The sequence below is a fragment of the Gelidibacter salicanalis genome, from assembly GCF_016469035.1.
Taxonomy (GTDB): Bacteria; Bacteroidota; Bacteroidia; order Flavobacteriales; family Flavobacteriaceae; genus Gelidibacter; species Gelidibacter salicanalis_A.
This window is the reverse complement of sequence record NZ_JAEHJZ010000007.1, coordinates 112813-127460: the sequence shown is the minus strand read 5'-3', so window position 1 is coordinate 127460 and position 14648 is coordinate 112813. Positions and strand designations below refer to the sequence as shown.

Below are 14648 nucleotides of genomic sequence, written 5' to 3'. Positions count from 1 at the left end.
ATTTTTAAGTTCTCGAACCAGATCATGCTTTAAGGGGCTTTGCGAACTTTTTACCTGTTTTACCGGACACTGATATATCAAATACTAAAAATTAAACAATCTTAATGAAATCACTACTACTCACCATTCAATTTTTATTGGTCTTAAACTGTAACCAATCCGAAGAAAAAAAAGAAATAGAACCCACAACAACTACTGCTGAAGTTGAACAGGTATCCGCACCTACACTTCATTTGGAAGAAGCCAATAGGTTAGCGCAATTACCCATCCATTGTATACACACAGAATATCCTAATAAACTAGGGCAAACTATAGGTAGTAAGGATGATTTACAGGAGCCAAAAGCACTTCACCCGGCATTTTATGGCTGTTTTGACTGGCATTCCGCAGTACATGGCCATTGGAGTTTGGTGAGTTTGTTAAAACAATTTCCTGAGCTTGAGAATACAGAAGAAATAAAACAAATGCTTCTGCAAAACATCTCTAAAGAAAATATTCAAAATGAAGTCAATTATTTTTTTGGGAAACATAATACGAGTTACGAACGTACTTATGGTTGGGCGTGGTTACTGAAACTCGCTGAAGAGCTGCATACATGGGATGCCCCTTTAGCAAGAGAATTAGAAACCAATCTGCAACCGCTAACGGATTTAATTGTAGAAAAATATATCGAATTTTTGCCAAAGTTAAATTATCCTATTCGTGTTGGCGAGCATCCTAATACAGCCTTCGGACTGTCTTTTGCCTTTGATTATGCTGTAACTGTAGGAGATGAAACCTTATCATCACTTATTGTAAAACGCGCCAAAGATTTTTATTTACAAGATGCTAAATGTCCATTATCGTGGGAGCCAAGTGGATTTGATTTTTTATCGCCGTGTTTTGAAGAAGCGGCATTAATGAAACGCATTTTGCCTCAAGAAGAATTTGAAATTTGGCTCGCTGATTTTCTGCCACAATTAAAGGATAAGAACTTTAAGTTGGAACCTGGCATAGTGAGCGACAGAACTGATGGAAAATTGGTGCATCTAGATGGGGTTAATTTTTCAAGAGCATGGAGTTTATATGAAATAGCCAAAGATTTACCAGACTATGCACATCTTAAACACACGGCAAATGCACATATCAACTATTCCTTACCAAGCATTGTGGGCGATAGTTATGAAGGCGGGCATTGGTTGGGCAGTTTTGCTATTTACGCCTTAAATGCCATAACGCGTGATTAAAAATTGGTTTAGAAACATTGGTCCTGGTCCTTTAGTTGCTGCTGCGTTTATTGGTCCAGGAACGGTGACGGTGTGTACTTTAGCGGGTGTTAATTTTGGCTTTGCCTTACTTTGGGCAATGGGTTTATCAATTTTAGCCACTATTGTGTTACAAGAAATGTCAGCACGTTTAGGTATTATTACTCAAAAAGGGCTGTCTGAGGTTATTAGAACTGAAATTAACAATCCTATTCTTAGAGGACTCACTATACTCTTAATTCTTTCGGCCATTGTTATAGGTAATGCAGCGTATGAGGCAGGAAATATCAGTGGTGGCGTTTTAGGGTTGGAAACCATTGTAGGCAATCCATCAATGGCCATTGGCAATTTTAATTTAAATGTTTTAAGTCTAGTTATTGGTGGTATCGCGTTTTTAGTGCTTTATATAGGAAATTATAAAGTTTTGGAAAGGGTATTAGTGTCTTTGGTTATTTTGATGAGTGTAGCGTTCTTGCTAACTGCCATCATAACAAAACCGGATGTGTCGGCTATTTTCAAAGGACTTTTTGTCCCCAAAGTGACAGAAGATAACTTACTAACGATTATAGGGTTGATTGGCACCACGGTTGTGCCTTATAACCTTTTTTTGCATGCCTCTTTGGTTAAAGAGAAATGGCATCATGAAACCGATTTAAAATATGCAAGAAAAGATACCATAGTGGCTGTAGTATTGGGTGGTATTGTATCTATGTGTATCATCATTTCAGCTGCCGCCATTGATGCCCAAAACATAACAAGTGCAGCTGATTTAGCAAAAGGCTTAGAGCCTCTGTTTGGTCGGTTTGCCAAGTATTTTTTGGCCATCGGACTGTTTGCAGCAGGGATAACCAGTGCCATTACAGCGCCTTTGGCAGCAGCTTATGTAACGACAGGTTGTTTGGGATGGTCCACAAATATGAAATCAAAACAATTTAAGACCGTTTGGATCAGTATCTTGGGTCTGGGCGTTTTGTTTTCTTCCATTGGATTCAAATCGATTGAAATCATCAAATTTGCCCAAATTACCAATGGTTTATTGTTACCAATTATTGCGGCCTTTCTGTTGTGGGTCATGAACAAATCAAGTATTTTAGGAGCTTATAAAAATACAGTTGTACAGAATATTATTGGCTATATCATTTTAGGATTGGCGGTGTTTTTAGGGGCAAAGAGTATTTTAAAAGTTTTTGAGATTATTTAGAAGAATTTGAGATGTCACAATTTTTAGACTTGTAGGTCAGTAAAACAGCATTATAATAACCTGTTAACTCATCAAAAAAATAACAAATATGTGTTGTCGTTTAGCGTAAATCTGCGAGATCTGCGGGCTAATTTTTTCATATGCTTATTTTTGTTTCCCGCTGATTACGGAGATGTCTGGGGATTTTTTAGTAGTATGAGAAAACAGATAAACAATTCTTTGGAAAACGTTTTGAAATATCAAATCAATACTTAAGTTACAAAGGACTATAAATTTAAATTAGTGAAATTAGTATCCGATATAATGCATACACACTCCATAGATATAAACGCTGATGTAGGGGAAGGCTTTAATAATGAAGCACTTATGCCATTCCTGTCTTCATGTAATATTGCTTGCGGTGGTCATGCGGGTGATGAACCTACAATGCAGTCAGTAATTAATCTCGCCAAACAGCACAAGGTGAAAATTGGGGCACATCCTTCATTTCCTGACAAAGAAAATTTTGGAAGGAAAACTATGGACTTGGATGACAGCACACTTTTAGAATCATTAAAACACCAAGTTAAAGAGCTTTTAAAGCATCTTGAAGTTGAAAAGGAAATATTACACCACATAAAACCTCACGGAGCGCTTTATAATTTAGCCAATATAGACGATCGCTATGCAAAAGTGGTGGCGGCGTTGATGAAGCACTTTGGTGCAAGCATCAAACTTTATGCGCCTTACCAATCGCGTGTTGCCGAAATAGCCTCTCAAGAAGGCATTAATGTAGTTTTTGAAGCCTTTGCAGATAGAGCTTATAATGAAGATTTAACCTTAGTACCACGACCCGTCAATGGTGCACTAATTACTGATTCAAATCAGGTTTGCGATCATGTGCTTAATATGGTACGGCACGATCAGGTTAAAACCGTAACCGGTAAAACAGTTTCCATAAAAGCTGAGACCGTATGTATTCATGGCGATCATCCTAAAGCTGAGGCCCACTTAAAAAAGCTCACGGAATGTTTAACCCGCAACCACATCACTATTTTGTAGATTTTGAGCCCTTATAAACTCACATATACGCGTTTTTCAGAAAAGTCCATCTTGATACAATGGCCAGAAAAAATTGATCCAGAGATTCTAGAAGACCTACTTTTTTACAAAGAAAAAATTCTGAAGAGTACCACTCGATTTCGTGTTCAGGTTATCAACACGTATAACACGTTACTGGTTACTTATGACACTAGCGATTTTGACTTTAAAAAAGAGATTACACGTTTAAAATCCGTCAATACTTTAATCATGGACGTAAAGCCGTCTCAACATCAACTCTGGAAGATTCCCGTCTGTTATGATGCCCATTTTGGATTAGATTTAGAGTATTTGGCAACAGTGAAAAACATCTCAACTTCAGATCTTATTAAATGGCATACTGCAGCACGATACAAAGTTTATTTTATAGGGTTTCTTCCTGGATTCTTATATTTGGGAGGTTTAGATAAGCGCCTAATAATTCCAAGACGGAATAGTCCGAGGCATCATATAAAAAAAGGAGCGGTTGGCATTGGGGGCGAACAAACTGGTATTTATCCAAACGCAAGTCCAGGAGGTTGGAATATTATAGGGAATTCGCCAATTTCATTTTTTGATTCTGAGAGACAAAATCCATGTTTCGCAACTGCTGGAGATAGCATTCAGTTTGTACCTATAAATTTGGATATGCATCGTATAATATTAGAAAAGATTGAAAATCGTAATTACGTGTTAGAAAGTGAGGTGTGTGATGGTTGAGGTTTTAAAAACGGGTTTATATGATAGCATTCAAGATTTAGGACGTTTTGGGTTTCAACATTTGGGAGTGCCTACTTCAGGAGCCATGGATCAGTACGCTTTTACATTGGCAAATTCCATATTAGGAAATCAAGACAATGCCGCAGCATTGGAATTTACATTATTAGGCCCCACCTTAAAATTTCATATTGGTACTGCTATTTGCATCACAGGAATGCAGAGTAATGCTCAATTAAACGGACAGTCAATTGAAACAAATTCCGTCATCAATATCAAACCACATGACGTGCTATCATTTGGTCAAAGAATTTTAGGATGTAGAGGCTATATTGCGGTTTTAGGTGGGTTTCAATCCGAAAACCTTATGGGAAGTAGGAGCATGTATCAACATATAACTTATGAACATCGTATTAAAAAACATGATCAATTAAAAATTCTAGAACAATCCTTACCTTACATCTGTTCAAATGCTCATGTTAAAACTCCGATTTCGCATTTTGAGACTGATATACTCAACGTATTTAAGGGGGTTGAATTCGGTAGGCTTTCCAAAAACCAACAAGAAGCTTTGTTTCAACAAGAATTTACAGTATCAAAAGATAGTAACAGAATGGCTTATCCACTAGACGGGATTTTAAACAATTCATTGGATGCCATAATAACAGGTCCTGTTTTACCGGGAACTGTGCAATTAACACCTTCAGGGCAATTGATTGTATTGATGCGCGATTGTCAGACAACCGGTGGCTATCCAAGGATAATACAGCTTACAGAAATGGCCATAAATCAGTTATCTCAAAAAGCGCCAAGTGAAAAATTTACATTAAAAATTGCGCATTAATAGGATTAAAGCGTAAATCTTGATAGTTTAGAGGTTGATATTAGATTTTCATTTAATTTTCAGTGTCTAATTAACTTAAACCAAGCAGATATGAAAAATTTTTTACTACTCATTTTAGGAATACTCATTGGCGCATTAATCTCGTTTTTCTATTTTTCTAAACCTGATGCAGATCTCACAATAACGCCTCCCAAAGGACTCATTACGCCTGAACAGGCTAAAATTTTGGACGAGGCTTACAACCCTAGGTACAAATTAATCAGCGACTCTATAGTGACCATGCAAGGTGGTGATAACCGTTCGTCTTGGTATGCATTGGGTCAAGTGCGGGATTATCTTATCTATGCTGAGAACCAAGCTAAAGAATTAGGTTATACTATGAACGGGGTCCGTATTTATTTGGGTGCCCACCCTAATCACAATGGAAAAGCCGGCAATACGACTATGTTTTTTATTCCAACCGGAATACCACATACGGCAGATGCGTCCATGTTTAATTTCTCCTTGCAAGAAGATGGAGGTGACATTCCTGATGCTGAGGGGTTGAATATGGGTACAGATGGAAGGCCGCCGAGCGCTAGTTATCCTCAATAGGCTCAAAGATGGATGAGTTTTTAAGACAAAATTATAATACGTTAACCCATTCTGTTGAAGTGTTAGGAGCGGCTACGGGCATAATTTGTTTCAATAAATATAAAAAAACGGGAGTAAAATATTTTATTTTGTTTCTGATTTATGCAACAATTGTTGACTATTTTGGAAGCTATCCTGTTTTTCTCAAACGGCTCAACAGGTTTGAACTTATCGAAAATTCAATTTTCGAAAAGAACTATTTGTATTTTACTGTTTTTTGGGGTATTGGAAGTGCATTGTTCTATACGTTTTTTTATAGGAAGATTTTGAATAATAAGGGTAGAAAACGTTTTTTACGCTATGCGGCTATTTTATTTTTGATTGGTGCAGGATGTCATATATTTTTTAATCTCCATTCCTCGAGCTCTGAATATCGCATTATTATTTTTGTCTTTGGTTCTCTCCTCATATTGTTGAGTGTTTGTTTCTATTTTATTGAGATTTTAGAAAGTGACAAGGTATTGACCTTTTATAAATCAATATATTTCTGGATCAGTTCAGTAATTTTAATTTGGTTTTTGATTACAACACCCTTATTGTTTTACGAAATCTATTTTTCTACTGCTGATTGGAATTTTGTATTCTTAAAATGGCAGATTTATTTGGCAGCCAATATGTTTATGTATTTATCCTTTACTTTTGCTTTATTATGGTGCAAACCGGAGAACGCCTGATTAGTACAGATGCCCAGAGGTATTTGTTGATGTATATGATTGCTGTGTTAGTAATTGTAACGGTGCTTATTATTGTCTTTTTTATTGTATTTCAAGAGCGGAAAAACAAGCTCTTATTAGATAAAATAAAGCAGCAAAAGCAATTTGAAGAAACAGTAGCCAAAACTAAAGAAGAGATTCAAGAGCAAACCCTTAAATATATAGGGCAGGAACTTCATGATAATATTGGCCAGTTACTCTCTCTTGCCAGTATGCAGCTGGGAATGCTTGGCACAAAAATAGGAGCAGATATAAAAGAACCGTATGTTGAAACTCAAAAAATCATCAAAGAAAGTTTAGGAGAAGTAAGGGCGCTATCTAAATCTTTAAATACTGAAGTCATCCAACAGAGAGGATTCGTAGAATCTATTAAGTATGAAATTAAACGGCTCAATCGCATGAAGTTGATTGCTGCCGATCTTGTAATTAGTGGCGAGGTTGTAGCTTTTGAAGCTTCTGACAGCATCATCATATTTCGGATTTTACAAGAATTTATTTCCAATACCATAAAACATTCCAAAGCAAGTGAACTTATAATTTCATTAGATTTTAAACCAAACCAGTTACTGATAGAAGCAAAGGATAATGGCCTCGGATTTTTAATGGATGAAATTAAAGTCAGTTCTGGTTTACTAAACATGAAGAGTAGGGCAGAGCTTGTAGAATCCATTTTTAAAATGACCTCTCAACCTGATCAGGGCTCTCAATTATCAATTATTTACCCAATTTCAAAACGTGCTGAAAGAATTATAGATGTGATGTAAGCTATAACGCGAGAAAAGAAAATGAGTAGGATGATTTTTTTAACCAACTTTTCTAAATTTAAGAAATAATTTTTTTATTTTCTCTACAGTAATCCTTGGTAAAACTGCTGTTATGTGATGACTCATTGCATTCGACATGACAAACCATGCCCGTGTCATTCCTGTTGCAATTTGTCATTCCGACCTAAGGAGGAATCCCATACAGTAATCTTCGGTAAAACTGCTGTTATGAGATGTCTCATTGCATTGGGCATGACAAACCGTACCCGTGTCATTCCTGTTGCACTTTGTCATTCCGACGTTAGGAGGAATCCCATACAGTAATTCTTGGTTAGACTACTGTTATGAGATGTCTCATTCCATTCGACATGACAAATGGTGTATTGGTCATTCCGTCTTGATTTTGTCGTTCCTTCTCCACTTTGTCATCCCCTCTCTACTTTGTCATTCCGACCTAAGGAGGAATCCTATTCCAGTCTACACACTCGGCTTAATATTATGAGATGTCTCATTCCATTCGACATGACAAACGGTGTATTGATCATTCCGTCTTGATTTTGTCGTTCCTTCTCCACTTTGTCATCCCTTCTCTACTTTGTCATTCCGACCTAAGGAGGAATCCCATACAGTAATACTTGTTAAGACTTCTGTTATGAGATGTCTCATTCCATTCGACATGACAAACGGTGTATTGATCATTCCGTTTTAATTTTGTCGTTCCTTCTCCACTTTGTCATCCCTTCTCTACTTTGCCATCCCCTCTTCACTTTGTCATTCCGACCTAAGGAGGAATCCCATACAGTAATACTTGTTAAGACTTCTGTTATGAGATGTCTCATTCCATTCGACATGAGAAACGGTGTATTGATCATTCCGTCTTGATTTTGTCGTTCCATCTCGACTTTGTCATCCCCTCTTCACTTTGTCATTCCGACCTAAGGAGGAATCCCATACAGTAATCCTTGGTAAGACTTCTGTTATGAGATGTCTCATTCCATTCGACATGACAAACAGTGTATTGGTCATCCCCTCTCTACTTTGTCATTCCGACGTTAGGAGGAATCCCATACAGTAATACTTGTTAAGACTGCTGTTATGAGATGTCTCATTCCATTCGACATGACAAACAGTACCCGTGTCATTCCTGTTGCACTTTGTCATTCCGACCTAAGGAGGAATCCATAACATTTTTCTCTTCTCTCTACTCCCTTCTCTCTCTTCTAAAGCCTCCATTCATCAAAACAATCTATCAAAATTCACAAGCATGCATCCCAAAGTGGATCTTTAGGTAAAGGTGCTTCAACATGAATAGATTCATTAGAAACTGGATGTACAAAAGATAAAGTTCTGGCATGTAAAGAAATGCTCGCATCTGGATTGCTGCGGTCAAAACCGTATTTCAAATCGCCTTTTATCGGGGAGCCAATACTTGATAATTGCGAACGGATTTGATGGTGCCTCCCCGTTTCTAAAGCCACTTCAATCAAGTAATAATTATCAAGATTCTTAAGAACTTTATAATGAAGAATGGCTTTTTTACCATCAGAAATTTCCTTTGTATGGGCGGTAGATTTGTTGTTTTTTGGATTTTTTTTCAGCCAATGGATCAGCGTATCTTCCGTTTTTGGAGGCATCTGTTTTACAAGTGCCCAGTAGGTCTTTTTGGCGTCCTTTTCAGCGAATAGTTTATTAAGACGCGGTAAGGCCTTGCTGGTTTTTGAAAATACAATAACGCCTGTAGTGGGGCGGTCTAACCGATGCGCCACGCCCAAATACACATTGCCCGGTTTGTCATATTTCTCTTTTAGATAAGACTTAACCACCTCGCTTAAAGGTTTGTCTCCGGTTTTATCGCCTTGCACAATATCACCAGCACGTTTGTTAATGATGATAAGGTGATTGTCTTCGTATAAAACTTGTAAATTGTCTTTATTTGAAAGCACTTTAGCCACGGAATTTGTAGATTGATTTTTGAACACGAATGATACTAATTTTACAAAGGTGCCGAATTACTGATGTGGTCAACTGCAGACTGAAGACTGCCAACTGCCTACTGAAAAAAACTGCCAACTAATACTGTTCCTCGTCATTAGGGAAGTCAACAGCCTTCACGTCTTTTACATATTGCGAAATGGAGCTGGTCATGTCTTCGTACAAATTCATATAACGACGTAAAAAGCGTGGATGGAATTCATGGGTCATTCCTAACATATCGTGCAAAACAAGCACTTGTCCGTCTACACCATTACCAGCACCAATGCCAATAACAGGAATGGAAATACTTTCAGCAACTTCCTTCGCCAATTTTGCAGGAATTTTTTCTAATACAATAGCAAAACAACCGATGCGCTCAAGCATCAATGCGTCTTCCTTAAGTTTATCAGCTTCTTCTTCTTCCTTAGCTCTTACGGTGTACGTTCCAAATTTATAAATGGATTGTGGCGTAAGTCCTAAATGTCCCATCACCGGAATCCCCGCATTTAAAATCCGTTTGATGGATTCCTTGACTTCCTTACCACCTTCTAATTTTACGGCGTGACCGCCGCTTTCTTTCATAATTCTAATCGCAGAACGCAACGCCTCTTTTGGATCACTTTGATAACTTCCAAAAGGCAAATCGACCACTACTAAAGAACGTTCAATGGCACGTACAACACCTGCAGCATGATAAATCATTTGATCCAACGTAATAGGCAAGGTGGTTTCATGACCGGCCATAACATTACTTGCAGAATCACCTACCAAAATCACATCTACTCCAGCACCATCCACAATTTTAGCCATAGTATAATCGTAGGCAGTAAGCATGGATATTTTTTCGCCATTGGCTTTCATGTCCACCAAGGTTTTCACGGTGATCCTTTTATAGTCTTTTTTTGCTACAGACATAGTATTTTGTTTTGTTGCTGTAAAAATAGTGAGATTATTTAAATGAAATCAGATTTAGACAGGAAATCCCCAATGAAGTCACGAGGCAGCCATTATGCGCCTATAAAAAGAGTTACTGAAATTTAAAACTGAAAATAGATGAACGGTTGAAAATCCGTAGAAAATGCCTGATAACAGATAATTCCTACACCGGTTGCTATCATGACTTTGGCAACCCCAGGACTTTTGGCATATAATTTTTCAATCTTTGTTTTGGTGGATTCTGGCAACCAGTGGGTCACATAACCCAACAGCATGACCCAAAACACCATTTGGTAATGTGCCAAAATATCCAAAGCATAATGCCAATCCATATGGTAGGCTACTTGATTGTACCATCTTGCAATATGATCCATGCTTTCACCTCTAAAATAAATACGGGTAAAGGTGATAAACGTTAAGGTTACTAAAATTTTCCACCAGCGAGCATACCATTGTGTACTGGCTTCATACGGACTGACCTTTCGCCAAAACTTGTAGACCACAATACCCAAGCCGTTGAGTCCACCCCAAATAGCAAACTTCCATGAAGCGCCATGCCAAAGTCCGCCAATAAGCATGGTGAGCATCAAGTTGATATTGGTGTTGATTTGTGTCTTTACCGTCATATTAAAAAGAGACAGCACATACAGAAGGAGTACAGTGGCTAAAACTATGGAGATGACCAATAGGTCTTGATAGGCATAGAGCACTCCAAACAATATAATACTCAAAATAATATAGGAGGCTGTTGTGCCTTTGCGATTACCGCCTAATGGGATGTATAAATAATCCCGCAACCAAGTAGAAAGTGAGATGTGCCAACGTTTCCAAAAATCGCCCGCATTGGTAGCTTTATAGGGCGAATTAAAGTTGATTGGCAGCTTGAAACCCATCAATAAAGCCAATCCAATAGCAATATCTGTATAGCCTGAAAAATCGCCATAAATTTGCAAGGAATAGCCAATCATGGCCATTACATTAGCAAATCCGGAAAACATTTCGGGGGCATCAAACACCCGATCTAGAAAATGCATGGCAATAAAATCAGCAAAAATCATTTTCTTGATCAACCCTTTTAAAATCATAAACGTGCCAGCATCAAAATCAGCTTTTGTAATGACAGTAGGTTGGGAGATTTGAGGAACAAAATTCTCTGCTCTAACTATTGGCCCAGCGACTAATTGCGGAAAGAAACTGACATAGAATCCAAAATCGAGAATCGATTTTAAAGGAACTAATTTTCTTCTATAAATATCCACACTATAGCTTATGGTTTGAAAGGTGTAGAACGAAATTCCCACAGGTAAAATAATTTTATCTATGCTGAAATAATTCTGATCGTTAAAACTATTGCCCCAGTGCGCCAACCAATTGACCACTTCAAAATTGGTATGGAACAACATGTTAAAGGAATCTGTAAAAAAATAAGCGTACTTAAAATAACACAATACCGTTAAGTTGATGATGACACTTAAACTAACCAGAATATAGCGTTTGGTTTGATGTTCACTTTTATAGATGCTTCGCCCAATGCTGTAGTCTACCAGCGTACTAAAAATCAGAATACCAATAAACAATCCGCTAGTCTTGTAATAAAAGAAAAGCGAAATCAGAAAGAGAAAAATGTTCCGTAGCTTTATTTTCTTGTGCACAAGAGCGAACAAAAAATAGGCGACCGCAAAAAAGATCCAAAAATTTGCTTGGGTAAAGATGAGCGGAAAGTCTTCCGTAAACGTAAAAATATCCTGGAGCCTATTCATTTAACGTTTTATAGTGCTTCAATAATTCCTCCTTATTTCTATGGGTAGATTGGACCCAAGCATCTATAAAGGCATCCATAAATAAATCGGCTTTTATGCTATAGCCCAATGATGTAAAATGGATGCGGTCTCTGGGCATTAATTTATGTTGATACCATTTGTTGGAAGACCCAAGTCCGCCCATGATAGCGTATAAATCCCAAACAGCCATATGATATTTTTTAGTCAACTCCATAATAACTTTTTGTTGGGTGGCGGTGTTTGGGTTGGGAATTTTCCGTTTGTAATAATCGTCATTAGGAACCGTCAATAAGATGGCGCAATCAGGATTTACGCGTTGAATCATCCTTATAAACGCTTCGTAATAGTTTCGAAATTGCTCGGCATCAAATTCGCTTTTTGGCATATAACCATCGTTGGTACCAATGGAGATGATAAACAAGTCAGGTGTGTAAAGTTGCAGTTGTTTTTCAAAGTACGCAGCACGGTTAAAATAGGCAAAACTCCCACCGTTAACCCCAATGCTCGTATATTCTATGCCGTCGTCATCATTCATAAACTCCATGCCCATCAATGCAAATTCAGGATCTGTTATAGTGGAATCTTTTAATTGCAAACAAAAAGTAACTTCGTCTATTAATTTATTAAAACGAAACTCCCGATACATGTTATCGAGATTTAAAGTATCAGAGATGACGAGGTCAGGATTTAGGACCGTCAAGTTATAATCTGATTTCCAGGTATTATAGAATACTCTTAGTTTATTAAATTCGTAAGGCTGGTTGGTATAGTTCCTGTAGTTGGATTTTACATAAATAGTATCTGACTGCTCTCTGAAGGCTGCGGTAATACCAGATAATCCCCAAGCAATGCTGTCTTTTCTTACTGAAGAGCGGTAGCCTTGCCATTTTGATTTAGTGGCCTTTATTTGATAATTGGTCGGATTGTTGGTGTGTGCCAGATGATACGGAAACACAAAACCACGTTGGCCTTGAGAAACGGTATTAGTGTTTTGAAGATAGGTTCTAATTTTGTTGGAATAAATATCCGCTTGGATATGGGAGCCGCCGATATGAAAAATATGTAGCTTTTGTTTTTTACCTGTGTAAATGGAATCCATTTTAGCGAAAAACTGATGGAATGTTGGAGCGTTTTCCGCCATCTTAAACGTATTCTCTTCAAAATTAATCAGATGTCCAAATTTAGGTGTAAGACTGTCCAATACATAATGCTGTCCGAAAAACGTCGTGGTACATGCTATAAAAAGTGCTACTACTGTATATTTCATTTATGATCATTTAAATCTAAGTACAAAGCCAGAAAGAACAATTCTGATATAATTTTAGTGCCGGAAGGTGAAAAATGGGTGTAGTCATTTGCGGCCAAACCCTCATCAACCCAATGTTGCATGGCGTTTTTTCCTCCCATGGCATCGTACATACTCCAAAACGCGATGCCGTTTGTTGTACATATCTCTTTTAAGGTCTGGTTGAGATAAGGTAGTAAAGGATAGGTTTTCATCTGCCCATTTTCAGTAGTGGTCATGTCTGACGGCCCAATAAAAATAACATTGGCATTAGGGGTTTTACGTTTTACCCAGTTGATGTGGTTTTTTAAATATCCTGCGTATTCATTTACTTGTAACGAATCTTTAAGATAAGGTACGGAGTTGCCCCCATATTGAAAGATCAATACTTTTGGTTGTAACTGTTGTGCCATGCTTTGAAAATTGCCGCTATCAGTACCCGCGAAAACAGTTCCTGAAGACCCTCTCATAGCCACGTTATCTAATGATATTCCGCTTTTCCCATCTAAGGTAAGTCCGTAAAAATCTGGACTCATCTTACTCTCCAATTCTATTTTGAGATTGGAAGGCGTCGAGGAAAGCTCTATGCTGAACTTATGATAAGCCCCATCAACAATTAAATTCTCAGAGGAGATTAATGCACCGTCATTGTAAACCTTTACAGATGTAGGTGCCACAGTGTTGCCATAATGTAATCCAATACTGGTAAAGGTTCTTAAAAGACTATAGGATTTTGTTGGAATCCCAATGGTGATTGTGGCTTTTCTTGTTTTAAGTGAATCTAGGAGCAGACTATCCGCAAGGCTATATGCTTCTGTAAAGCGTGATAAAGAGGCATAAACGCCGTATTTTTTATGTGAAAACTTTTCTTGTGTGGGATCAAAATAAGCGTGTCGGATCCAGTTGTCAGAATGGGTAACATTGGCACTGATTTGCTCATATACTTGAACAATGGGAACAAATCCAGGTCCACTGCCACCGTAGAGGCTTTGCAACCGATTTCTCAGATATCCTGAAATTCTGTCGCCCTCCAATTGCGAATCGCCATAATGGATAATGCGGGAACGCCCGTTCGTTAAATTTTCCCTCAATTGGGTAATAAAATTCAATCGGTTGTCAGGATATAAAATGCGATGCACCTTTGAGGTGTCAATTTTTTTGAAATTGGGAATACTGGATTTTGTTTCGGTAGTGTTGTTGTCAAGGTCTTTTACCAGACCTTCAATATTGGTTACAATACTATCCAAACTCTTAATATTAGAGCGATCCTGCCCTTGGTTTTGAAGAAAACTCGTGTGTGTGGGGTACTTAATATTGATATTACCAATAAAAAAGCCCTCTTGAGTTTTACCATTATCGAGTATTTTGGAAGAACTTAGATACGTCACTCCAAATAATACCAATAAAGTAGCAACAATATATACTACTATTTTAAAAGGCGAATAGCTCATGAACTATAGTTAGGTAAACCTTGTTTTTTTTAAGCTTGAAATATAA

Annotated in this window: 13 protein-coding genes; 8 read left to right on the top strand and 5 right to left on the bottom strand. The window is 37.6% G+C overall.

Features of this window, described 5'->3' with window-relative positions; translation table 11 throughout:
- The first annotated feature begins 104 nt into the window (after positions 1-104).
- From JEM65_RS04770 to JEM65_RS04735, 8 genes are all read left to right on the top strand, one after another.
- Positions 105-1226, top strand: coding sequence for a DUF2891 domain-containing protein (locus JEM65_RS04770; protein ID WP_199597560.1), 1122 nt, complete (start codon positions 105-107; stop codon positions 1224-1226).
- On the top strand, positions 1219-2445 hold the full coding sequence (locus tag JEM65_RS04765) for an Nramp family divalent metal transporter (RefSeq protein WP_199597558.1): 1227 nt from the start codon (positions 1219-1221) through the stop codon (positions 2443-2445). Before JEM65_RS04770 ends, JEM65_RS04765 begins: the two co-directional genes overlap by 8 nt.
- A gap of 282 nt (positions 2446-2727) precedes the next feature.
- Positions 2728-3486: a 5-oxoprolinase subunit PxpA gene (gene pxpA / locus JEM65_RS04760; protein WP_307810542.1), complete on the top strand. Its 759-nt coding sequence runs from the start codon at positions 2728-2730 to the stop codon at positions 3484-3486.
- Between the two features lie 3 nt (positions 3487-3489).
- Positions 3490-4224, top strand: coding sequence for a 5-oxoprolinase subunit PxpB (pxpB, locus tag JEM65_RS04755; RefSeq protein ID WP_199597551.1), 735 nt, complete (start codon positions 3490-3492; stop codon positions 4222-4224).
- Positions 4217-5065 (top strand): biotin-dependent carboxyltransferase family protein, encoded by an 849-nt coding sequence (locus JEM65_RS04750; protein WP_199597768.1) that lies wholly within the window; start codon positions 4217-4219, stop codon positions 5063-5065. Before pxpB ends, JEM65_RS04750 begins: the two co-directional genes overlap by 8 nt.
- Positions 5066-5155: 90 nt before the next feature.
- Entirely contained in the window at positions 5156-5659 is a 504-nt protein-coding gene (locus tag JEM65_RS04745; RefSeq protein ID WP_199597548.1) for a hypothetical protein, read from the top strand.
- 8 nt (positions 5660-5667) lie between these two features.
- On the top strand, positions 5668-6372 hold the full coding sequence (locus tag JEM65_RS04740) for a hypothetical protein (protein WP_199597547.1): 705 nt from the start codon (positions 5668-5670) through the stop codon (positions 6370-6372).
- Positions 6348-7175 (top strand): sensor histidine kinase, encoded by an 828-nt coding sequence (locus tag JEM65_RS04735; protein WP_233530525.1) that lies wholly within the window; start codon positions 6348-6350, stop codon positions 7173-7175. The genes JEM65_RS04740 and JEM65_RS04735 overlap by 25 nt, the downstream gene beginning before the upstream one ends.
- Positions 7176-8431: 1256 nt before the next feature.
- On the opposite strand, the gene JEM65_RS04730 is transcribed toward JEM65_RS04735, so the two are convergent.
- The 5 genes from JEM65_RS04730 to JEM65_RS04710 form a co-directional block, all read right to left on the bottom strand.
- Complete coding sequence (locus tag JEM65_RS04730; protein WP_199597764.1) at positions 8432-9127, bottom strand: RluA family pseudouridine synthase; 696 nt, start codon at positions 9125-9127, stop codon at positions 8432-8434.
- 118 nt (positions 9128-9245) lie between these two features.
- Positions 9246-10064 carry a 3-methyl-2-oxobutanoate hydroxymethyltransferase gene (gene panB / locus JEM65_RS04725; RefSeq protein ID WP_199597546.1) on the bottom strand — a complete coding sequence of 273 codons (819 nt, stop codon included), beginning with the start codon at positions 10062-10064 and terminating at the stop codon, positions 9246-9248.
- A gap of 122 nt (positions 10065-10186) precedes the next feature.
- The gene (locus JEM65_RS04720) at positions 10187-11845 is read right to left on the bottom strand and encodes an MBOAT family O-acyltransferase (RefSeq protein ID WP_199597545.1); all 1659 of its coding nucleotides are present in this window, start codon (positions 11843-11845) and stop codon (positions 10187-10189) included.
- On the bottom strand, positions 11838-13133 hold the full coding sequence (locus tag JEM65_RS04715) for a GDSL-type esterase/lipase family protein (RefSeq protein WP_199597544.1): 1296 nt from the start codon (positions 13131-13133) through the stop codon (positions 11838-11840). The genes JEM65_RS04720 and JEM65_RS04715 overlap by 8 nt, the downstream gene beginning before the upstream one ends.
- The gene (locus JEM65_RS04710; RefSeq protein ID WP_199597543.1) at positions 13130-14602 is read right to left on the bottom strand and encodes a GDSL-type esterase/lipase family protein; all 1473 of its coding nucleotides are present in this window, start codon (positions 14600-14602) and stop codon (positions 13130-13132) included. The genes JEM65_RS04715 and JEM65_RS04710 overlap by 4 nt, the downstream gene beginning before the upstream one ends.
- Between the last annotated feature and the right edge of the window lie 46 nt (positions 14603-14648).

Bases quoted from the DNA above. Each gene is read 5' to 3' on its own strand.
- JEM65_RS04770 (WP_199597560.1), top strand. From the start codon at position 105: ATGAAATCACTACTACTCACCATTCAATTTTTATTGGTCTTAAACTGT.
- JEM65_RS04750 (WP_199597768.1), top strand. From the start codon at position 4,217: ATGGTTGAGGTTTTAAAAACGGGTTTATATGATAGCATTCAAGATTTA.
- JEM65_RS04745 (WP_199597548.1), top strand. From the start codon at position 5,156: ATGAAAAATTTTTTACTACTCATTTTAGGAATACTCATTGGCGCATTA.
- JEM65_RS04740 (WP_199597547.1), top strand. From the start codon at position 5,668: ATGGATGAGTTTTTAAGACAAAATTATAATACGTTAACCCATTCTGTT.
- JEM65_RS04735 (WP_233530525.1), top strand. From the start codon at position 6,348: ATGGTGCAAACCGGAGAACGCCTGATTAGTACAGATGCCCAGAGGTAT.
- panB (WP_199597546.1), bottom strand. From the start codon at position 10,064: ATGTCTGTAGCAAAAAAAGACTATAAAAGGATCACCGTGAAAACCTTG.
- JEM65_RS04720 (WP_199597545.1), bottom strand. From the start codon at position 11,845: ATGAATAGGCTCCAGGATATTTTTACGTTTACGGAAGACTTTCCGCTC.
- JEM65_RS04715 (WP_199597544.1), bottom strand. From the start codon at position 13,133: ATGAAATATACAGTAGTAGCACTTTTTATAGCATGTACCACGACGTTT.
- JEM65_RS04710 (WP_199597543.1), bottom strand. From the start codon at position 14,602: ATGAGCTATTCGCCTTTTAAAATAGTAGTATATATTGTTGCTACTTTA.